The organism is Vibrio sp. 10N.261.51.C6 (assembly GCF_041471785.1).
GTDB lineage: Bacteria > Pseudomonadota > Gammaproteobacteria > Enterobacterales > Vibrionaceae > Vibrio > Vibrio crassostreae_C.
Map to the genome: position 1 here is coordinate 34,444 of NZ_JBFRPB010000050.1, position 22,325 is coordinate 56,768.

General features: G+C 43.5%; 17 protein-coding genes. 7 read left to right on the forward strand and 10 right to left on the reverse strand.

Going from position 1 to position 22,325, the window contains the following annotated elements:
• Nucleotides 1-151 precede the first annotated feature (151 nt).
• The 6 genes from AB4375_RS13505 to AB4375_RS13530 form a co-directional block, all read right to left on the reverse strand.
• A complete protein-coding gene (locus AB4375_RS13505) occupies nucleotides 152-370 on the reverse strand; it encodes a DUF2835 domain-containing protein (RefSeq protein WP_081325156.1) in 219 nt (72 codons plus the stop codon).
• A 219-nt stretch (nucleotides 371-589) separates the two neighbouring features.
• Nucleotides 590-3,196: an aminopeptidase N gene (pepN, locus tag AB4375_RS13510; RefSeq protein WP_372051792.1), complete on the reverse strand. Its 2,607-nt coding sequence runs from the start codon at nucleotides 3,194-3,196 to the stop codon at nucleotides 590-592.
• A 218-nt stretch (nucleotides 3,197-3,414) separates the two neighbouring features.
• Nucleotides 3,415-4,098, reverse strand: a complete 684-nt coding sequence (locus AB4375_RS13515) for a hypothetical protein (protein ID WP_017068918.1) — start codon at nucleotides 4,096-4,098, stop codon at nucleotides 3,415-3,417.
• A 322-nt stretch (nucleotides 4,099-4,420) separates the two neighbouring features.
• On the reverse strand, nucleotides 4,421-6,415 hold the full coding sequence (prc, locus tag AB4375_RS13520) for a carboxy terminal-processing peptidase (protein WP_017068919.1): 1,995 nt from the start codon (nucleotides 6,413-6,415) through the stop codon (nucleotides 4,421-4,423).
• A 17-nt stretch (nucleotides 6,416-6,432) separates the two neighbouring features.
• A complete protein-coding gene (gene proQ / locus AB4375_RS13525; protein WP_017057223.1) occupies nucleotides 6,433-7,056 on the reverse strand; it encodes an RNA chaperone ProQ in 624 nt (207 codons plus the stop codon).
• Between the two features lie 97 nt (nucleotides 7,057-7,153).
• Complete coding sequence (locus tag AB4375_RS13530; protein ID WP_017063841.1) at nucleotides 7,154-7,645, reverse strand: GAF domain-containing protein; 492 nt, start codon at nucleotides 7,643-7,645, stop codon at nucleotides 7,154-7,156.
• Between the two features lie 89 nt (nucleotides 7,646-7,734).
• Between AB4375_RS13530 and AB4375_RS13535 the strand changes: the two genes are divergently transcribed.
• From AB4375_RS13535 to rsmF, 4 genes are all read left to right on the forward strand, one after another.
• Nucleotides 7,735-9,531 carry an ABC transporter ATP-binding protein gene (locus tag AB4375_RS13535; protein WP_017059690.1) on the forward strand — a complete coding sequence of 599 codons (1,797 nt, stop codon included), beginning with the start codon at nucleotides 7,735-7,737 and terminating at the stop codon, nucleotides 9,529-9,531.
• 54 nt (nucleotides 9,532-9,585) lie between these two features.
• Complete coding sequence (locus AB4375_RS13540; RefSeq protein ID WP_372051793.1) at nucleotides 9,586-10,869, forward strand: PqiA/YebS family transporter subunit; 1,284 nt, start codon at nucleotides 9,586-9,588, stop codon at nucleotides 10,867-10,869.
• On the forward strand, nucleotides 10,856-13,513 hold the full coding sequence (locus tag AB4375_RS13545; protein ID WP_372051795.1) for an MlaD family protein: 2,658 nt from the start codon (nucleotides 10,856-10,858) through the stop codon (nucleotides 13,511-13,513). Before AB4375_RS13540 ends, AB4375_RS13545 begins: the two co-directional genes overlap by 14 nt.
• A 149-nt stretch (nucleotides 13,514-13,662) precedes the next feature.
• A complete protein-coding gene (gene rsmF, locus AB4375_RS13550; RefSeq protein WP_017063836.1) occupies nucleotides 13,663-15,084 on the forward strand; it encodes a 16S rRNA (cytosine(1407)-C(5))-methyltransferase RsmF in 1,422 nt (473 codons plus the stop codon).
• Nucleotides 15,085-15,383: 299 nt separating this feature from the next.
• Here the strand turns inward: rsmF and AB4375_RS13555 are convergent, their stop codons facing one another.
• Nucleotides 15,384-16,292, reverse strand: coding sequence for a S1 RNA-binding domain-containing protein (locus AB4375_RS13555; RefSeq protein WP_017059694.1), 909 nt, complete (start codon nucleotides 16,290-16,292; stop codon nucleotides 15,384-15,386).
• A gap of 28 nt (nucleotides 16,293-16,320) precedes the next feature.
• Here AB4375_RS13555 and AB4375_RS13560 point away from each other — a divergent pair, with 28 nt between their 5' ends.
• The gene (locus AB4375_RS13560; RefSeq protein ID WP_017063834.1) at nucleotides 16,321-17,676 is read left to right on the forward strand and encodes a hypothetical protein; all 1,356 of its coding nucleotides are present in this window, start codon (nucleotides 16,321-16,323) and stop codon (nucleotides 17,674-17,676) included.
• Between the two features lie 108 nt (nucleotides 17,677-17,784).
• On the opposite strand, the gene AB4375_RS13565 is transcribed toward AB4375_RS13560, so the two are convergent.
• Together AB4375_RS13565 and AB4375_RS13570 are read right to left on the reverse strand one after the other, a co-directional pair.
• Nucleotides 17,785-18,270, reverse strand: a complete 486-nt coding sequence (locus AB4375_RS13565; RefSeq protein ID WP_017059696.1) for a PaaI family thioesterase — start codon at nucleotides 18,268-18,270, stop codon at nucleotides 17,785-17,787.
• A 176-nt stretch (nucleotides 18,271-18,446) separates the two neighbouring features.
• Complete coding sequence (locus AB4375_RS13570; protein WP_372051797.1) at nucleotides 18,447-19,334, reverse strand: putative PEP-binding protein; 888 nt, start codon at nucleotides 19,332-19,334, stop codon at nucleotides 18,447-18,449.
• A gap of 207 nt (nucleotides 19,335-19,541) precedes the next feature.
• Here AB4375_RS13570 and AB4375_RS13575 point away from each other — a divergent pair, with 207 nt between their 5' ends.
• Nucleotides 19,542-20,600, forward strand: a complete 1,059-nt coding sequence (locus AB4375_RS13575; protein WP_017059698.1) for a 3-deoxy-7-phosphoheptulonate synthase — start codon at nucleotides 19,542-19,544, stop codon at nucleotides 20,598-20,600.
• A gap of 12 nt (nucleotides 20,601-20,612) precedes the next feature.
• The gene (locus AB4375_RS13580) at nucleotides 20,613-21,095 is read left to right on the forward strand and encodes a YajQ family cyclic di-GMP-binding protein (protein ID WP_017063832.1); all 483 of its coding nucleotides are present in this window, start codon (nucleotides 20,613-20,615) and stop codon (nucleotides 21,093-21,095) included.
• Nucleotides 21,096-21,282: 187 nt separating this feature from the next.
• Here AB4375_RS13580 and AB4375_RS13585 read toward each other — a convergent pair whose 3' ends face one another.
• Nucleotides 21,283-22,224: a bifunctional precorrin-2 dehydrogenase/sirohydrochlorin ferrochelatase gene (locus tag AB4375_RS13585; protein ID WP_017059700.1), complete on the reverse strand. Its 942-nt coding sequence runs from the start codon at nucleotides 22,222-22,224 to the stop codon at nucleotides 21,283-21,285.
• Between the last annotated feature and the right edge of the window lie 101 nt (nucleotides 22,225-22,325).

The window sequence follows — 22,325 nt, forward strand, 5'->3', positions numbered from 1 at the left end:
CGCTTTTCTACTAACGAGTTAAGCAAAGGTAATGCATTCATTTATTGTAAAAGCATTATTGAAAAATAGTTAATTGTTTTGGAGGTGGTAAGAGCTGAAATGTTTGATTATGTGATTAAGATTCCTTTTAACTCACTAGGCATGCCAAGGTTTACAGAGCTTCTAACTTAATAAACTTATTTTTTTGGTCAGTTGTCAGCCTAAACTGCCCTCTAACCCCTATTTGTGTAAGAAATGGTCTGAACCGAGTTGCAGGTAACTGTAAGCGTAAACCTGTTGTTGTTATCACTTGAACTTTACTTGCCGTACCAGAATAGCTGGCCAAAAACTGCTGATATGAGATGTTAAGTTGGAAAATATAGCGATTCATACGATACCTGTATAAATATACAGTGCCAGTGTTTTTTGGCACTTTTAGATGTCTGACGGTGAAACTGAACTTGAAGCTGCTCTAGCTTATCGAAAATTCGATGAACCAGAAACAAAAAATCAGTGGCAGATATTCTCTACCACTGATGACCTTTCGTTGTAGCAAACAGTTTATTAGTAAACCGCTTATTAGCAAACAGTTACCTGAATGCGCGCTGACTTAAGCCTCTAGTGCTTTCGTCACTTTCTCAAACAAGTCTTTTGCTAGGTTGTCCATGTTCTTTAACGTCTCTAGTTCTTTTTTGATCAGAGCTTGGCGTTCATCGTCGTACTTACGGAATTTAAGAAGTGGATCAATCAGACGTGAAGCCACTTGCGGGTTGCTGCTGTTCAGTTCACGTAAGATCTCGCCTGCAAATGCATAGCCTTGACCAGACTTGTCGTGGAATTGAACCGGGTTCATGTTTAAGAATGAACCGACCAAGTTACGGGTACGGTTCGGGTTCTTCAAACTGAACGCCTGGTGCGACATCGACGCTTTGATCACTTCAAGTGCGTTTGAACTTGGGTTTGTACCTTGCAATGCAAACCACTTATCCATAACAAGACCATCGTGTTTCCACTTGTCACTGTAATCCACCATCAAGGTTTCACGACATGGTAGTTGTGCACTGTTTGCCGCGCCCATTGCTGCCATCGTATCTGTCATGTTATTCGCTTGTTGATACATCGCAACAACCAAGTCATTACCCTGCCCAGTATGAGCTAAGTAACTTAAGCAAACTTTACGTAGAGTACGCTTACCAATCGAATCGTGATCGATCGTGTATTCTGTTAGTGCGTGGCTGTGATAAACCGCCGCTAACTCGTCTTCAAGTTCTGCAGCTAATGTAACTTTCATCGAGTTAAGAACCGATGCGACCGCATCAATATCAACGCGCTCGTACCAACCCGATACTTCATTGTGGCTTGGTAGAGAAAGCATTTCTGCAATAAACGCAGGCTCTAGTGAATCACTCAGCAGTACGCCACGGAATGCATCAACAACAGAATCAGAAAGCTCAAACGCTTGACCCTGTTGAACCTTCTCAACGTTACTGCAGATGTACTTCGCTAATAGCATTTGACCCGCATCCCAACGAGAGAACTCATTGCGTGCATTTACCATTAGGAAGATCAGTTCTTCATCTGAGTAGTCATATTCCAATTTCACTGGCGCAGAAAATTCACGAAGTAATGATGGGATCGGTTGCTCAGAAACGTTTTCAAACACGAACGTTTGCTCTGCTTCTTTCACATCTAATACATTATGAACTGGCTTACCGTTACATTGTAACTCAACAACTTCACCCGCAGCTGTGTACAGCTCGATATCAAGAGGAATATGCAGAGCCTGCTTTTCCGTTTGCTCATGAGTTGGCGCTGTTACTTGGCGAGTTGTTAACGTGTACTGTTTCTTCTCTGCGTCGTACTTACTTTCAACAGACAGCGTCGGCGTACCAGACTGGCTGTACCATAAGCGGAACTGAGATAAGTCAACGCCCGACGCATCTTCCATTGCCGCGACGAAGTCTTCACATGTTGCAGCCGTACCATCGTGACGTTCGAAGTACAGCTTCATGCCTTTTTGGAAACCATCTTCGCCCAACAATGTGTGGATCATACGGATCACTTCACTGCCCTTTTCGTACACGGTCAAAGTATAGAAGTTATTCATTTCTATCACTTTTTCTGGACGAATTGGGTGAGACATCGGACTTGCGTCTTCAGCGAATTGTGGCCCGCGAATAATACGAACATTGTTGATTCGGTTTACTGCGCGAGAGCCAAGATCAGATGAGAACTCTTGATCGCGGAATACGGTTAAGCCTTCTTTCAAGCTCAGCTGGAACCAATCGCGACAAGTCACTCGGTTACCTGTCCAGTTGTGGAAATATTCATGGCCGATTACTGCTTCAATACCTAGGTAATCTGTATCCGTTGCAGTTTGGTCGTTTGCTAGAACGAACTTCGAATTGAATACGTTCAAGCCTTTGTTTTCCATCGCACCCATGTTGAAGAAATCAACGGCTACGATCATGTAGATGTCTAAGTCGTATTCAAGATTGAAACGTTCTTCGTCCCACTTCATTGAGTTAATCAAAGAAACCATCGCGTGGCTCGCACGGTCTAGATTGCCTTTATCAACAAAGATTTCTAGGTCAACTTTACGACCCGATTGTGTAGTGTATGCGTCACGAAGTACATCAAAGTCACCCGCTACTAAAGCAAACAAGTACGCTGGTTTTGGATGTGGGTCTTGCCACTTCACCCAATGACGACCGTTTTCAGCTTCACCTTCATCTACACGGTTACCATTACTTAATAAGAATGGGTTCTCTGCTTTGTCTGCAATTACCGTTGTAGTGAATTTCGCCAACACATCTGGGCGATCCATGTAGTAAGTGATACGGCGGAAACCTTCAGCTTCACATTGAGTACAGAACGCGCCACCCGACTTGTACAAGCCTTCAAGTGCACTGTTCCCTTCAGGGTTAACTTCGGTAACGATGGTTAGAGTAAATTCTTTTGGAAGGTCATTCAGCGTAAGTTGAGTTTCAGACTGTTCATATTGAGTCCACTCTTTACCTTCTACCAAAACAGAAACCAACTTCAAGCCTTCACCATCAAGTACTAATGTCGTGCTGTCTTTCTCCTGCTTAACACTAGAAACAGCCGTAACAATGGATGCTGAGTCGTACAAATCGAAAGTAAGATCGATTTCAGAAATCGTGTGAGATGGTGATTGATAATCTTTACGATACTTGGCTTGAGGTGTATGTGCCATGACGGGTTCCTTTTGATCGTTATACGTAATTATTTTTTAACTGTATATATCTAAAGGTTGAGCGCCAATAAAACAAGGGGAATATTAAAAAAAGGAGGCATTGTAAGAAAATGCCTCCATGTTTTGCTATTTTATCAATCAAATCAGACAGGAACGCCTAAGAAATGAACTGTGCACAATATTATCAACGAGTACGCCGTTACTGCTAAAACTCACGATTATCGAATACGATTGAGTACCGCAAACATATCTCCCTCTTCACCTTGCAGCGTTAACACATCGCTGTTCAGTGTATATCGAGTGCCGTGTTCACCGTTCTCATAAAGTAATACTAGTTGATCGCCTTCTGTGTAATACACCCCGCGACGAATGACTTCACCACCTTCTTCATCTGATACTCGGAACATGAATATAAAGTCCGGCTGAAGGACTAAATCCATTTTTTGAATGTTACTCGCACGTAGATCGCTTCCAGACAGTTGGGCACTGGACCAGATTCCCGCCAATGCATTTGGCAAGGCCTTGGTGAACATAACACCGTTAAGATTCAGCATGTTGTGATTACTGCTGTACGCGTAAACCTGAGGTTCTGAGGTATTCAAACCCAAAATAATCGTGTCTTCATTGGCGTTATACAAACCTTCCCAATGATCGACACTGTAGTCTTTCTTTTGGATATCGATAGTGAATGAGTAGTTTGAATCAAGAGTGAGCTTGATCGCTCTAAAGTTTTCAGTGCCTTGCTCAGGATCAGGATTCATCAAATACCAATCACCAAGCAGCAAAGGAAGGTCAAAATGAGATAGATTACTATCACTTTTTGATTGTTGGTTACTCGAAGCGACCTCGCTCCCAAAAGCCACAAAACTTAAACAAGATAAAAATAGTAGAATCCATTTCATAAGCGTCCCCTCGTTTTCTTTAAGCTTAGGCACGTAATGAATAGAAAGCGAAAAAATATGATCTAAGTCACTAAATTTTAAGTGCGAAGTAACTTAAATGTCATTATCACTCGAAAAATAATACTTAAGTTTAGTTATTTTTACAGTGTACTTCACAGCCGAAAATCAAATAACAGTGGTTCTGCAGCAAGTTAAAAAGCGAGGAAGCATGCCGTTAACATGACATTATTCGAGGCAAGAACACAGGTACAAAAAAAGCGAGCCTAAGCTCGCTTTTCAAATAGTACGTCTTTAAACAATCACCTTATAACAGGTATTTTGTTTATTTCTTGATCATATCCAGCATGATAGCAACTGATTCATCAAGATAAGCATCCGGGGCTTCGTAGTCTTTTGGAATATCATCCAACGTTTTAAATGCCTCTAACTTAGCGGCTTTTTGACGTTGGTTAATACGCTCTAGACGAAGCGCATCCGCATCATCACTCTCTTGTTGACGAACCTTTTCATTAAGAGAAAGGTCATTGTCGTCTTTATCTGCCTTATATTTTTCAATATCTTGCGCGATAAAGCCAAATTCCATGTCTGTTGCGATACGAGCTTCGTGTTTAGCCGTCAACGCTGCGATCTGCTCATCGTTACGCTGTAACACTGAGTACTTCGCTTTGTCGATGCTGTCCCAAGGAAGAGCGTTGTCTTCAACACTTTCACCAGTATCTGCAGGATCAATTGGCGTTGGGTAAGCAATATCAGGTACTACACCCTTGTTTTGCGTACTACCACCATTGATTCGGTAGAATTTTTGGATTGTGTACTGAACGTAGCCTAACTCTTTATCGAACAAATCATAAATATGATTCAAAGAGCGATGCTGTTGCACCGTACCTTTACCGAAAGAGTTTTCACCCAAGATAATTGCACGGCCATAATCTTGCATCGCTGCTGCAAAGATTTCAGACGCTGAAGCACTGTAGCGATTCACCAATACCGTTAACGGGCCTTGGTAACTGATTTGACCATCAGTATCGCTGTTCACTTTGACACGACCGTAGCTATCACGAACCTGAACAACAGGTCCTTCTTTGATAAACAAACCAGAGAGTTCAGTTGCTTCAGTCAGTGCACCACCACCGTTGTTTCGGAGGTCAACAATAATACCTTCAACACCTTGCTCTTTAAGCTCGGTGATCAGTTTATCGGTATCTTTAGAAAGGCCAACGTAGAAACTTGGTACTTCTAATACACCAATTTTCTTGCCGTCTTTCTCGATCACTTCTGATTTAACAGCGCGGTCTTCTAAACGAATCTTATCGCGAACAATTGTGACAACGTGACTTTTTGCATCTTTACCATCTGGCAAGATCTGTAGCTTAACTTTGGTCCCTTTAGGGCCTTTAATAAGTTGTACTACATCGTCTAAACGCCACCCGATAACATCAACAATTTCTTCGCCATCTTGACCAACACCAACAATGCGGTCTCCATCACTCAATTGTTTGCTGTTTGACGCAGGGCCACCAGCAACTAAAGAGCGAATAACGGTGTAGTCGTCTGTCATCTGAAGCACAGCACCAATACCTTCTAGAGATAGGTTCATCTCAGATTGGAATTGTTCTGCATTTCTTGGAGAAAGGTAACTTGTGTGAGGATCAACTTCACGCGCAAATGCGTTCATGTAGATCTGGAAAGCATCTTCATTATGCGATTGCGTAATACGCTTCATCGCATTGTTGTAACGCTTTTCCAAAACTTCTTGAATCTCTGGCCACTCTTTACCAGTAAGTTTTAGATTCAACGCATCATATTTAACGCGTTTTCTCCAAAGCTCATTCACTTCAGCGATATCTTTTGGCCACTCAGCTTCACTACGATTGAGCTCAATACTTTCATCGGTATCAAACTTAATCTCTGTATCTAGCAAAGACAATGCATATTGAAAACGTTCAAAACGCTTCTGCATAGACAGATTATAAACATCGAATGCAATCTGGTTATTGCCCGATTTCAGCTGATCATCAATTTGTTTAGATGACGCAGAGAAAGAGTCAATATCAGCTTGAGTGAAGATATTACGATTATAATCCAGCATCTCTAAGTAACGATTAAAGATAGCTTGAGAGAAATCATCGTTGAGATTGAAGTGTTTATAGTGAGAACGAGTAAATCGAGAAGTAACACGTTTACTAGCAGTTTCGTGTTGGACCTCAGGAGCGAGTAGAGGTAAATCGTCCTGATCTAATTTGGCTTCAAGAGCCTGAGCTGAAGCTGCTAGCCAAAAGCTAGCAGCAATCAGTGTCAATTTTGAACGGCATTTCATGCGTAGGAGTATCTCCTTTAAGCGCGCAAGTGCTCCGCTTTAACAACCATTTGTAGGCCGTTTGCTAACTGAACACGCACATCTTCCTTATTGATTTCAACAATGGTCGCAGCCATGTTTCCTTTACCCATGTTCACATTTACTTCTTTGCCAGCGATGAATTCGTCAGCGTTCAAAGCGCGTGTTTCTACAGGCTTTTCTACTTTTGGTGCTTTAGGCGCTTGACGACGAGGCTGTTGAGCTTTCTTCGCCTTAGGTTTCGCTTTGCCTTCTTCACGAGCTTTTTGTGCTTGTTCTTTACGACGAGCCTGAACTTTCGCTTTGCTTTCAGCAAGTGTAGCTTTAGCGTGTTCAACGTGCTCTTCTTCTAGTGTGCCACACGCGTTGCCGTCTAGGTCAACACGTTCTGCGCCAGCTTTTACGCCGTGCAGGTAACGCCATGATGATGTGTACTGTCTTAACGCTGCACGAAGCTGAGTCTTACTTACTTTTTCGTCTTCATTTAGACGTTCAGCAAGATCTTGAAAAATACCAATTTTAAGTGGCTTCGCTTCACCTTCTAGAGTAAAGCATTTAGGGAAACATTCAGCAATATATGCGATAACTTCTTTGCTGTTTTTTAACTTTTCAGTGTTTTCCATGTGGGTTCCTGGTTTTTGCGGTTTTCCGCGAGCATTAAGAAAATATTTTTACGTATTATAGAGAGATGCTTGGGAAAAACCACAGTAAGAGAATAATTTATGCCTTGTTCGCGTGCGAATTAAGCAGCTTTTCCACTTCTGCCATGAAAAATGTTAATCCGTCCTCGTCAATTTGAGAAAAACGACCAACATTTGGGCTATCAATATCAAGAACGCCCGCGATTTTTCCGCCAATCGAGAACGGAATAACGATTTCTGAGTTACTTGCAGCGTCACAAGCGATGTGACCTTCGAACTCATGAACATCATGAATGCGCTGAACTGTATTCGACGCAACCGCAGTTCCACACACTCCACGCCCTACCGGAATTCGCACACAAGCAGGTTGACCTTGGAAAGGACCCAGTACAAGTTCGTCTTTTTCCTTAGCTTGATCCTGCTTCATTAAATAGAAACCCGCCCAATTCAAGTCATCCAATTCCATGAATAATAATGAACTGATATTAGCAAGATTAGCAGTTAGATCGGTTTCTGATTCAATTAATGCAACGGCTTGTTTGGTTAAGCGTTGGTAATGTTCTATTTTCATATTAACTTCCAATTAAATTGAGACTTCCATTATCAAGAGAACGCAGTAGAATGCGGCCATCAAACTAAATAGGACTTATTCTCATTACAATGAACAATTCAGAAGACACTATTAGCCGTTCTTGGTTAATAACTCAAGTAAAAAAACACAAGTCCAAATTACTGTTTGCTAACATTATTGCCATATTTGCAACTCTCATTAGTGTCCCTATCCCGTTGCTCATGCCATTAATGGTTGATGAAGTATTACTCGATAAGCCCGCTTCAGGCTTAGAGATGATGAACCACCTACTTCCATCTTCATTACAAACACCGACTGGCTATATAGCACTAACTTTGTTGTTAGTGATTATCATGCGCTCCGTTAGCCAAGCGTTGAACATTCTGCAAGGGCGTCAGTTTACGCTTGTGTCCAAAACAATTACCTATCAAATGCGCAGCAAGATGATAGATAAGCTTGGTCGCATCAGTATTAGACAATACGAAACCAAAGGCAGCGGCGGTATCAACGCCCACCTAATAACAGACATAGAGACAATAGATAAGTTCATTGGCTCGACTCTTTCTAAATTTATCATCAGCTTCCTGACCGTGTTCGGTACAGCGATCGTGCTGTTGTGGCTAGAGTGGCGTTTAGGGTTGTTCATTTTACTGGTCAATCCTGTTGTGATTTATTTCTCCCGTAAACTAGGCAGCAGGGTCAAACACCTTAAGAAATACGAAAACCAATCTTTTGAGCGCTTTCAAAACCGTTTGGTGGAAACCTTAGATGGCATTTACCAACTGCGCGCGGCGAATAAAGAGCGTATCTTTCTCGATGAGCTTAAGGTTCAAGCAAACCAAGTAAGAATCGATGCCGACAAATACGCTTGGCAATCTGAAGCTGCTGGCCGTGTTTCGTTTCTACTCTTCTTATTAGGTTTCGAGCTTTTCCGTGCCGTCGCGATGCTAATGGTGTTATTCAGTGACTTAACCATTGGTCAGATTTTCGCGGTATTTGGCTACTTGTGGTTCATGTTAGGCCCAGTTCAAGAGCTACTAGGGATTCAATTCTCTTGGTATAGCGCGAAAGCGGCACTGCAACGCATCAACGATCTTCTTCAGTTAGAAGAAGAGAAGCGCCCTATCAGTAAAGTGAACCCATTTACTGAAGATCAAGAAGTGACAGTCGACATCGAAGACGTTACATTCTCTTACACATTAGAAAACACTGTTTTAAATAGGCTATCGCTGCACATCCCTGCAGGTAAAAAAGTCGCTTTGGTCGGTGCGAGTGGAGGGGGTAAATCTACGTTAATCCAGTTGCTGATTGGGGTTTACCAAGCAGACTCAGGTTGCATTCGCTATAACGGTGAAACAACCGACGACATCAGTTTTGATGTAATACGCAATCAAATTGCCGTTGTTTTACAACAACCTATACTCTTTAACGATACATTAAGGCATAATCTGACCCTTGGTGCTGAATACGACGAAATGTCGTTGTGGCGTGCGCTTGAAGTCGCTCAAATGCAAGATGTCATCAAGCAACTGAGCAATGGCTTAGATACACAAATTGGTAGGAATGGCGTTCGACTGTCTGGTGGTCAACGACAACGCTTAGCAATAGCTCGTATGGTGCTGAGCAATCCTAAGTTTGTTATTCTTGATGAAGCGACATCTGCACTCGATACAGCAACAGAGTCAGCACTGCATAAAGCGTTGAGCGAGTTTTTGAAAGATCGCACAACTTTGATAGTGGCTCATCGATTATCAGCGGTGAAACAAGCCGATCTAATCTATGTTTTAGAAGATGGACAAGTCACACAGACGGGAACACATGGTGAATTGGTTGAACAACAAGGACTCTATCAAACACTCTACGGCAGTGTGCAATCGCACGCCTGATGTTTGTGGCTCTGAGTCTTTAAGTCGGGTTGCTAACCTAACTTACGTTTCAACTTGGGAGGTCGCGTGACCTCCCCATCCGTAACCAACCCTTTATCAACAAAACACCAATGCGACAGCAGCTCAGTGCGTCTTTGCCAGGGCTGCGAACTTCCCGTAGATAAAATGGACATCCCTTTAGGGAAATCAGCTTACTGCCCAAGATGCGGAACTCAGCTTTATAGAGGCGGTACCCCTAGCCTCTCTGGAAACCTAGCAATCGCAATTACCTGCTTATTGCTGTTTATCCCATCGCACTTTTTTGAATTCATCAGTATTCGCCTGATTGGCGTCATGATACCCGCGACGTTACCATCGGGTGTTTTTACCTTAATGGGCGAAGGCTTTCCTCTACTTGGTTTGCTGATCCTGTTCTGCAGTTCGATCGCTCCGTTGCTCGTGTGCACCTCGGTACTCATCACTCATGCATCACTGCGTCTTAAGATCTTCACACCCTTTCGTTATGCATTAGCCATTATTCAGACTCTCAAACATTGGATGATGTTGGATGTGTTTCTGGTAAGTTTGGCGGTCTCATGTTTCAAACTGCAAGATTACTCTGACATTTTCGTCGGCCCTGGTTTGATTGGCCTGATTCTTCTGCAGCTTTTCAGCGTATTACTAGTAAGCCGTATCAGTGTACGTCGCTACTGGGAAGCTTGGGCAAAAGAATCCGACTACTCTTTTGCTGAGAGTAAGAACGTACACTGTCACAACTGTCACCTATCTCAGCCTGACGGTCATACTTGTGTGCGTTGTCACCATGACTTATACCACCGCAAGCCCTACTCTATACAGAAAACTTGGGCTCTGCTATTTGCCGCATCCGTGGCTATCGTGCCAGCCAATGTCATTCCTATTTCTATTCTTATTACCAACGGTCAAAGGCTAGAAGACACCATCATTTCTGGTGTCGCGTCGCTGATAAATAGCGACATGTATGGCATCGCAGCGATCATTTTCATTGCCAGTATCGTCGTGCCCGTCGCGAAAATACTGGGCCTCGCGTACATCTTAATCTGTATCAAGATGAAGCGCGCCGTTTACCACAGGCAACGTATGACCATCTATTTCATCGTAAAATGGGTGGGAAAATGGTCGGTAATGGATCTGTTCGTTATTTCGATCATGATGACCTTGGTCGACCGCGGGCAAATTTTAAACTTTACACCAGGTTATGGTGCAGTCGCTTTTGGCGTCGTAGTTGTTCTCACGATGCTAGCAGCGGAAAGCTTAGATCCTAGGCTAATTTGGGATAACTACACCTCTAAAGATGAGTCAGTGAATGAACAACGATAACCAATCACAAACGTCATATTCACCAGAAGTAAGGAAAAACAAAGGCATCTCCCCTTTGTGGATTCTGCCGATATTAACCGTCGCCTTAGCCGGTTGGTTGGTCATGAAATCGATACACGATGCTGGGCAACGTGTGCAAATATACTTCTCAGATGCCGCAGGTTTAGTCGCAGGTCGAACAACGATTCGTTACCAAGGCTTAGAGGTGGGTATGGTGCGTGACATCACTTTATCCAAAGATCTATCGAGCATCTATGTCGATGCTGACATCTACCCAGAAGCGAAGAAGCTACTCTCAAAAGGCACACGGTTTTGGCTAGTAAAACCAACCGCTAGTTTGTCGGGTATCTCAGGATTGGACGCGCTTGTTTCAGGTAACTATATTGCTATCCACCCGAGCGAAACCAAACAAGACCCAGAAACCGTTTTCCAAGCGTTAGAATCCTCCCCTTCTGACTTACTGGCTTCTGAAGGTTTGAACATTTCACTGACGACCAAAGATCTGGGCGGCGTGTCTGTTGGCTCTCAAATCGTTTACCGTAAAATCCCAATTGGTGAGGTTTACAACTACCAGTTAAACGACAACGCGAAATCCGTTACGATTCAAGCGTCGATTAAAGATGAATATAGCCATATCATTACCGACCAAAGCCGTTTTTGGAATGTCAGTGGCTTAGGTGCCAGTATTGGCTTTTCTGGTGTTGATGTTCGCTTAGAGAGCCTAAGTGCATTGCTTGGCGGTTCAATTGCGGTCGACTCTCCAGGAGAAGGCCAACCGGTTGAGATGAATACTAAGTTCAAACTCTACCCAGATCTGAAAACAGCGGGTCGAGGTATCTCTATCAAGATTGCCGTTCCCGATGATAATAAAATCAGTGCAACAGGTGCTCCGATCATGTATCGCGGCATTGAAATCGGTCAAATCACTGATTTATCGCTAAGTGAAGGGCGTGAAAACGTCGTTGCATCTGCCGCTATCCAACCGGCATTCAGTGACTTTTTAAACAGCGGCAGTAAATTCGTTCTAGAAGAGGCTGAACTGTCGCTTACTGGCATGAAAAACATTGCCAATTTAGTGACAGGTAACTTTTTAACCTTGGTACCGGGTGAAGGTGAAAAGGCGCGTCGATTTACTGCAATCCGCAAAAATGAATTCAGTCAGGAACAAGAGAAATCCGTTGCGATTCGCTTAACGTCGAACAATTCGTTCGGGTTAGATGTCGGTACACAACTTCTCTACAAAGGTATTGCTGTTGGCTCTATCATCCAAGTGGGCTTAGTCGATGGTGTTGGCACTGGCTCTGATAAGCACGAAGTGTTCATGGATGCGCTTATCGACAACGAGTACGCGCACCTTATCAAAAGTCACAACCGTTTCTTCGTGACAGGCAGTGCGACCGCGGAGCTTACCGAATCAGGTTTGAGTGTTACTGTTCCACCAGCAAAACAGCTTCTGACTGGCTCGATTAGCTTTGTAAGTGAAGGTAAATCTGAAGCTCGAACGGACTACCAACTTTTCCAAAGTAAATCGTTAGCAGAAATCGCTAAGTTTAATCAGTCCGGCTCAAAGACGCTTTCGTTGTTTGCCAGTGAGTTACCTTCAATTTCTAAAGGCAGCCCACTACTCTATCGCAACCTACAAGTGGGTAGTATTTCTGATTTTCAGCTTGCAGACGGTGGTGTAAGAATCAAAGTCACGATCGAAAATCGTTATACGCACTTGCTCAATAAGCATACCGTTTTCTGGAACCGTTCAGGCGTTGAGGTTGATGCGTCACTATCGGGTATCAGTATTAAAGCGGCGCCAGTTAAAACTCTTATCCAAGGCGGTATTGCTTTTGACTCTCTGCCGGGAATCGACAACAAACTTGGTGATGTGTGGAAGCTTTATAAAGATTCGAAATCCGCTCGAAAATTTGGCCGCGCGATTACTATCACCTCTTCTGGCGATCAAGAAGTCAGCAAGGGTATGGCGATCAAATATCAAGGTGTCACTGTTGGTGAGGTTACTTTGGTGATTCCGAACTTCAACAAGGGCGGCATTGAAATTACTGCGCGTATTTTACCTGAGTACGTCGACAAGATTGCCGTGACGAACAGTCACTTCTGGTTGGCAGAACCTGAGATTGGCCTTAATGGCATCAAAAACGTCTCTGCGCTGCTCTCTAAACACATCAACGTAGACCCGGGCAAAGGTGAAAGAAACACGAAATTTGAGCTTAGCAAAGGACCTGTGCAGCCTGAAGGCAAGATATTCCAACTGCAAAGCGAAACGCGCGGCTCAGTATCTGAAGGTACACCTATCCTATTCCGTGAACTAGAAATTGGCAGTGTTATAGATGTTCAGCTGGGCGAGTTTGCTGATCGCATCATATCTACGATTCAAATAGAACCTGACTACGCGTATCTAATCCGCGCAAACACCGTGTTCTGGAACGTGTCGGGCGTCGATGTCTCTATCGGCCTGTCAGGCGCAAACATCAAAGCCGGAACGGTAGACAGCTTGTTAAGAGGTGGTATTACATTCTCAACGCCACCGACAAATGAACTTCAACCAGTAGCAAGCGAAGATCAGTCTTTCTACCTCTATCCTCAAGCCGAAGATGAGTGGAAATCATGGAGAACCGCAATTCCTCGTCCATAGAGTGAACTCTCTGACGTTTCTGGAAGATTAATTCTTCATCAAAATGCAGCCATTAGGCTGCATTTTTGTTGTTTGCTGCAAATATGGTTTAGGACGGCCTCATTTTGCTTTAAACTCCCCGCATTAATGCAATAAATCGAGATACTCTTTTGCACGCTAACGTATATATTCCTGAAGAATTCCTAACGCACATCGAAGCAATCATGCCTAGTCATCTAGATATGGCTTCTTTTGTTGCGTCATGCCAAAAACCACTTCGTAAAAGTATTCGAATCAACACATTGAAAATCAGTGTTGAAGACTTCCTAGTACGAGCAAAAGAGAAAGGCTGGGAACTGGAACCTGTACCTTGGTGTGAAACGGGCTTTTGGATTACAGCGGACGAAAGTGAAGCGCCACTAGGTAATACGGCAGAACACATGTCTGGTCTTTTCTACATCCAAGAAGCCAGCTCGATGATGCCACCCTCGGCACTTTTCCAAGGCGAAGCTGATTACCAAGCGGTGCTAGACACTGCGGCTGCACCCGGCTCTAAAACAACGCAAATCGCTGCGCTAATGAATAATCGCGGTGTATTGGTTGCCAATGAGTATGCAGCAAGCCGTGTGAAAGTCCTTCACGCCAACATCGAACGTTGTGGCGTTCGTAATGCCGCTCTAAGTAACTTTGACGGTCGAGTTTTTGGTGGTTGGTTACCAGAACAGTTTGATGCTGTGTTGCTAGACGCACCCTGCTCTGGCGAAGGCACCATTCGTAAAGATGCCGATGCGATGAAGAACTGGACGTATCAATCAGTGGTCGACATTGCCGACACGCAAAAAGATCTGATTGAAAGTGCATTCCATGCTCTTAAACCTAATGGTGTTTTGGTTTACTCAACGTGTACGCTTAGCACCGAAGAGAACCAACAAGTGTGTCATCACCTAAAAGAAACCTTTGGTGATGCGGTTGAATTCGAATCTCTGGAATCACTATTCGACAACGCAAAAGCAACCACGACAGAAGAAGGCTTTCTTCACATCTTCCCACAGGTCTATGACTCTGAAGGTTTCTTTGTTGCACGTATCCGTAAACTAGCGTCTGTTACTCCACCAGAAGTTAAAAAACGTATGGGTAAATTCCCATTTGAAAAAGCATCAAAGAAAACTCAGCAAGAAGTCGCTGAACAACTAATGAGTACTCTCGATATCGAATTGCCAAGCGATACTCAGGTTTGGATTCGCGACAAAGACGTTTGGCTATTCCCAGAAGCGCTAGAGCCGATGATCGGTGAGTTCCGTTTTTCTCGCATGGGAATCAAGATCGCTGAAACCCATAAAAAAGGTTACCGCTGGCAGCACCAAGTAGCGACAACGCTCGCAACAGGTAATGAAGCTAATGTTGTAGAGCTTAGTATTGAAGATGCTCGTGAATGGTTCATGGGCCGCGATGTTCGCCCTGAAAACTTGTCAGGAAAAGGTGAAGTACTAGTGAAGTACAATGGTGCAATCATCGGCCTTGGTAAGTGGGTTGGCAACCGAGTGAAGAACGGTTTACCACGCGAACTCGTGCGCGATAAGAACCTTTTCTAAAAGCGTTCGCACTGAGTACACCTTAATAAACAAAAAGCCCAAACAACGTTAATTGTTTGGGCTTTTTCTATTCTATCGGCCATATAAGTCAGTGTGCGAGCGCTTGTAAATCAACAGCTAATTATATAAATATCAATTCAAGTCACTATTTCCAAAAAGAAAAATCGCACTTTAGAGAATCTAAACTAGACTTCAATCTAACAGTCAAAAGATTAAAACGATTAGCGTAGGCTCTTCGGAGCCCTTTCCCCTAAGCCCAAACAGGAAGGTTTGGGCTTTTTTTTGACCGAAAGGACCGCTTACTTAACTAAGCTGATACCTTCTTTGTCGATAGTGATCTTGCCAGATTTGTATAGACCACCAATTGTCTTCTTGAACGTACCTTTGCTGGTTCTGAATGCAGAGAAAATAACTTCAGGAGAAGACTTATCATTCAAAGGCAGGTAACCGCCTTTCTTCTCAAGCAGGTCAAGAACCTTAGTGCTTAGGTCATCCATCTTAGCCACACCAACCTTCTGAAGAGACAAATCAATCTTACCGTCTTCTTCACGAACGTTTTTAATGTAGCCTTTTAGTGTTTTACCAATGAACAGCTTACCGATGATGTCAGATGGGAAAATCATACCCCAGTGTTCACCGTTCACGATCGCTTTGTAACCTAACTGGCTGCGCTCAGCGATAATGAGATCGACTTGCTCATTTTGCTTATAAGTCGCAGGCGTGTTGTCTAACCATTTGTTGAACTTCGTTGTACCAACGATACGGCTCGATGCTTTATCGATATACACATATACTAAGATTGACTGACCTTCGTTTAAACGGCCACGCTGCTCGCTGAAAGGAACAAGAAGGTCTTTACCTTTCACGCCCCAGCTCATGAATGCACCAGTGCTGTTAACACCTTCAACCGTCATCAAACCAAACTGGCCTACTTGAGCTATTGGTTTTTCAGTCGTTGCAGCGATCTGGTTGTCAGAATCTATGTATAAGAAAACATCTAGCTTTTGACCAATTTCAACACCTTCAGGAGTAAATCGTTTCGGCAGCAACACGGTTCCATAGTCGCTCGCGTCAAGGAATACACCGAAGTCTGCTTGTTTTACTACTTCTAAGTTGTTTATTTGACCAATATTAATCATCAAGGTTGTCTCTACTTTAAATTTGGCGGAGATTATACGTGATCTCTGATATGCTTTCGCTAGTTTCATTCATATTTTTACATTCTAGGAGACATCGTTGATCACCGTTGATAAACAAGATGCGATAACACTTAAAATTAACCATGCCATGGCTAAGACCAAAAAGCTCGACATGGACGTTTATCTATTCATTCCCGGTGAACTTGGACTGACTCCTGAAGTGCTTTCTGAAAGTGCCTTTTTCTACAGCTCAATCACTCAAAAACGTGCCTACTATAGTGACAAAACACTTTTACCTTTGGTACACAGTCGCTTGGCAAAACGTGGACGCTTATCTACAACACAGTATCGTGTCAGTTTGAGTCTGTTTGCCTACCAATATGTTATCGCGTTAGATAAAGCAGTCAGCAGCTTAAATAAAACTGATAGTGACGACGTAACGGCTGATGAAGTAGATGAGGTCATTGAATTGGCTTTAGATATCTTGAAGAAGCTACGCCGAAGCATCCCTTACGAAGAAAATCTCAAGCGCTACTACGCTAATATCGATAACTACCTATCTTGGTATACCGAGCAAAAGTTCCTATCGCTAGTTTCACACATGCCACGAGGTAGTGAGTATTCAACGATTAAAGAACGACTCTTAACGCTTTGTGATAAAGAGACCGCGCACCGTAAACTGAACCGCTACAACTCAGCAAGAGTTCGAGAGGACGTTACCCGCTTGAGTAACAAGATGCGTTTGCTGCGTCGTTTGATTGAACACCCTATCGTGCTTAAAGAAAAGACAACGTCGATGGGTAAGAACGTTAAGCGTGCCGTGAAAGGCATCGCGACCGGTTTGGTGATGGTTGTCGTGACCACTACTGTGATCTTGGCTCGTGACTTTCTTGGTGAGATTACCGCCTCTTTCATCGTGGCAATGTCTTTCATTTACGCACTGCGTGAGATCTTTAAAGATGACTTGAGAGACATCCTTTGGCGCTGGCTGCGTAAAGGCAAGCCAAAATGGAAGCGTCGTTACTATGATCCAACGACCAACAAGTCAGTAGGCCATAAACTGGAATGGTTGGACTACGCAAATTTTTCTAAGCTTGCAGATCGCATTCAGTCGATCCGTAAAAAGCGTGTGGTACAACGTGAAGAGCAAATCTTGCATTACCGCTCTCATACTGAGATGTCGACATCGACCTTTATGAGTGGTTATGAGGAGACTCGTGAAACGTTATCGATCAGCCTAAGAGCGCTGACACGGTTGATGGATAAAGGCTCAAACAAGATCTACCGCTTGAATGAAGGACAAGTGAGCCGCGAATCAGTAGAAAAGCGTCATCTTCTCAACCTGATCATTAAAGAGAACAACCATGATAATGAACCAACCTACTACCGTTGGAAGATCGTTATGAACCGTTCAAAAATAGTTGATATTGAGCAGATCACTCAAGAGTCATAGAGCCGTTATAAAGTTCTCTATAACGGTATGTGGAAACCATTCACATACCGTTGTTTTATCTCTTCAACGTTACCCATGACTTCTAAACCAAAATCTATTATTTAATCGCTATTTTCTTGAAGGGACTTTCTTAATTGAAAGCGTAAGCGTGAACTCCGCCATCGGCTCGTCACCATGTAAAGATGGGCAAGTCGCGATAATGGTTACGGGTTGATTGACCCGTTCTCCGGTCGACATGGTTTCTGCCAGCATAGTGTTGATCAGCTCACCGTCGTTACAAGTGAAATGCACATCACCTTCAGGGCGCTTCAAAAAGTTACCCGTCACCTCTTTAAAAGCCAACGAGATCTTTTCACCTTGCTGCTGAGATTTGCTCATCGCAAGAAACCCACCCGCGACATCCGCACCTACAGCCAAAACGCCAAAGTACATACTGTTAAGGTGATTCTTAGTACGCCTTCTAAGCGGGATTTTCACTTCAACATGTTGGTTGTCCAACGCGAGTAGTTTTGGTCGGCACAACCAGATAAGTGGGACTTTGAAAAAGCCAAACATGCTTAAGTAGAAATTTGCTTTTTGTAGAGGGGTCAACATTCGGATTACCTAGTCAAATCAGTCATCAGACCAGTTAATCGATTAGCGATAGAGATGTCAAAAAAATGTTACAAAAAAGAGATATCATCGCATAATGATATCTCTTTCATTCTCAAAGCTTTAGCGCTTCAAATAAACGGATAGAGCCAGTTGACTTACTAAGACAACAAACCGATTTATGCAGTCACGACCGTTTCTACGCCTTCAAGATCAGCTATGTAACCTTGTAGACGTGGGTAATCCACTAAGCCTTGAGTTACTAGCAGCACTGGCTTCTTCGCGTTCAGGGTTGCTTTAACAATCATATCCAACAAAGTAATGACCGCCTCATTTTGTGGATCAAAAGCGTGTTGCTGAGCTTTATTGTGTTTGTCTACGCCTAAAGTGAAAGACGCTAAGCTATCAACGTTTACCACTACACCATCGAAGTAATGCAGTAAACGTTCGCTCAGTAGCACTGCAGACGGCACATCGCACGAGAACAGTACTTTCAAACCGTTAAGGCCGCGTGGTAGCCCTTGCTCGGCAAGCAGGTCAATAATCTTAGCGGCATCGCTTAACGCACGAACGTAAGGCACAACTACTTCAACGTTGATGCCCTGCTCACGTAATGCCTTAATAACCTGACATTCTAAAGCGAAAGCCTTGCTGTATTCTGGTGTCGCGTAACGAGCAACGCCACGAACACCTAGTGCAGGGTTAATCTCTTCTGCTTCACAGTTCCCGCCAAGCAGCGAACGGAATCCATAGCTGTCTGCACTGCTTAATGCGATACGAACAGAAGTGTGATTTGGCTGAACGGCAGCTTGAATGACCATCACTAAGGTCGAAACAAAATGCTCATCGACTGTTTTATCGCCAAGGATCGCTTCTAAAGACGTTTTTTCAATATCAGTCAAAGTATCTAAGTGACTCTCGATACTTGGGTGGTAGAAGACACGATCCATCACTAATTCTGATAATGAAACGTATAAGTGGTTAGAATTATTATTATCGTTGTAAGAAGGCAGCACATCACCTAAGACGAGTTCTGGGTGCAAAGTGCTTTGATTTTCTTGAGTCATTGCTGCTCCAGCATTTTTATGTTGTGTTCAAACGAAAATACCGATAGCTGCCTGTTAATACAAGTGAAAATCCCTTATTTGACGCTGGCCTGCTGATAAAAATAAGAATATTAGCAATAACTGAGATAACTTTGACTCAATAGAGTTTATTCCTCTGTTCAATTCCGTTATCTTAACCACTCCGCAATAGAATAAAAAAGCTATCACATGCCATTAAAAACTGATGAGTTGAGAACCCAAGCTCTGGGTCCTATGCCAACTCCTGCCGAACTAGGCAATGCACACCCTATTACTGACGACGTTGCTGAGCGCATTAAAAATTCTCGCCGCCAAATCGAAGATATCCTAACTGGTCGTGATAACCGCCTATTAGTTATCGTAGGCCCTTGCTCTGTTCACGATACAGACGCGGCACTTGATTACGCTGAGCGCTTAAGCAAAATTCAAGACCAGTACAAAGATGAACTGTTCGTTGTAATGAGAACCTACTTCGAGAAGCCTCGTACTGTTGTAGGTTGGAAGGGTTTGATTACCGATCCTAACCTTGATGGTTCATACGCACTTGAAACAGGCTTGAACAAGGCTCGTAAGCTTCTGCTCGATATCAACAAGCTTGGCCTAGCTACCGCGACTGAATTCCTTGATATGATCACAGGTCAGTACATTGCGGACCTTATCACTTGGGGCGCGATTGGCGCTCGTACAACTGAATCTCAGATTCACCGTGAAATGGCTTCTGCACTGTCTTGCCCAGTTGGCTTCAAGAACGCGACCAACGGCAACATCAAGATTGCTATCGATGCAATTCGTGCAGCACATGCTTCACACTACTTCTACTCTCCAGATAAGAACGGCCGCATGACGGTTTACCGTACTTCTGGCAACCCATACGGTCACGTTATTCTACGTGGTGGTGATAAAGGCCCTAACTTCGACGCTGAATCTGTAGATACTGCGTGTAAGCAACTGGCTGAATTCGACCTACCTCAACGTTTGGTTGTAGACTTTAGCCACGCTAACTGTCAGAAGCAACACCGTAAACAGTTAGAAGTTGCGCAAGACATTTGTGAGCAAATTAAATCTAACAAGAACCAAATTGCAGGCATTATGGCAGAGAGCTTCATTATTGAAGGCAACCAGCCAATGACAGACATCAACAACCTAGAATATGGCAAGTCGATTACTGACCCATGCCTAAGCTGGGAAGATACTGCAACAATGCTAGACATGCTTGCAACAGCAATTAAAGATAGAAACTTAGCTTAAGGAAACAACACAATGCCATCATTTGACATTATCTCTGAAGTAGAAGCAGTAGAACTGCGTAACGCAGTAGACAACGCAAACCGTGAACTATCGACTCGTTTCGATTTCCGCGGCGTTGACGCAAGCTTTGATTACAAAGATGAATCAGTAAAATTGACTGCTCAAGACGATTTTCAACTGAAGCAAATGCGCGATATCCTTCGCAGCAACCTAACGAAGCGTAATGTTGATCCTAACGCGATGGAAGCGAAAGCGGCAGACCAAACAGGTCGCACTTGGCACCAAACGGTTATCTTTAAGCAAGGCATTGAAACTGATGTCGCTAAGAAGATCGTTAAGCTAATCAAAGACAACAAAGTTAAAGTTCAAGCTTCTATCCAAGGCGACAAAGTTCGTGTTACTGGTAAGAAGCGTGATGACCTACAAGCTGTTATGGCTCTAGTTCGCGGCGGTGAACTTGGTCAACCTTTCCAGTTTGACAACTTCCGCGACTAATTTTTGAGTTTGAGTGACCGCCTATTTGGGTTGCTCATTCATCAGCACAATGTCGTGTTTGAAATAGCAAAAAGCCACTTCTTTTGAAGTGGCTTTTTATTTATCTGGTCCAGCTTTAGTTTTATTCCGAGCCTCTAGCCGATTTCAAACAACCAGAAAGCTCTCATTTCAACTAGAAGCAATTACCTCAACTGAGTACTTGGGCTGCTGACAATTTTAAGTCTTTGCCGACCAACAGATTAAACTCTACGCTTGCTGGTGGAATAAACACACACACTCGTAATTTCTCTGCTCTTGCTTGCTCAAGCTTTGTTGATAGCTCTCCGCTGTTGGCGTAGCTCTCTCTTTCTGCATCTCGGCGGCACAGGTCGATAAATTCAAATGGACAATCGCTCGGTGAAAGTACGAGCTCTGCCTCCTGCATCAAACGTAAAGCCTTCATAGACAGCAGCTCGACATCTTGCTCGAATTCAATCCAAGTGACCTGCCCTTCGCTATCAATGCCTTCGGTTAGCGCTTGCTGGTAGTAAGACTCTAACTGCTCTCTGTCATTCACCTGCTCGATAAAGCTGGATGACAAGAAACGCTCCCAAAATTTACGACGCTCGTCGACGGTTGGGAATGACTCTTTGATTGAATTGCGTTTTGATGCACCGAAGTCTGCTATCAAACCTATGTTTTGTGGCAATACCGTTTCGAGTTTTTCTCTGATATTTCTTACTAAAACAGGTGATGCCCCGCCACTAGAGATGGCAATTTGGATTCTGCCGCGATTTATCATCGAAGGTGTGATGAAGTCGCAGTAAGGAAGATCGTCAACCACATTGACTAAAATGCCCAGTTTTTTCGCATCATTATACACTTGGTGATTCAAGCTTGGGTTGTCTGTTGTGGCCCAAACCTGCAAGTAATTTTTCGATATGATCTGTGACGAGTAAAAGTTTTGAACCCAGTGAAGCTTGTTCTCGTCCACAAGCTGCTTTAAGTAAGGCGCTACCTTGGGAGACACCAAAGTCACATCCGCTCCCGCTCGTAGTAAGCTATCGACTTTACGGCAAGCAACCTCACCCCCACCAACCACTAAGATTGGCTTATTTTCTACATCCAAAAACATTGGGAAATAACGCATGTTCTTCCTTGAGACTACTTCAATAACTATTCAGCCATGCTACCAAATTTGGAGCATATTCATAACTATCGAAGTGTAATAAAAATATTTATTGACCAAAT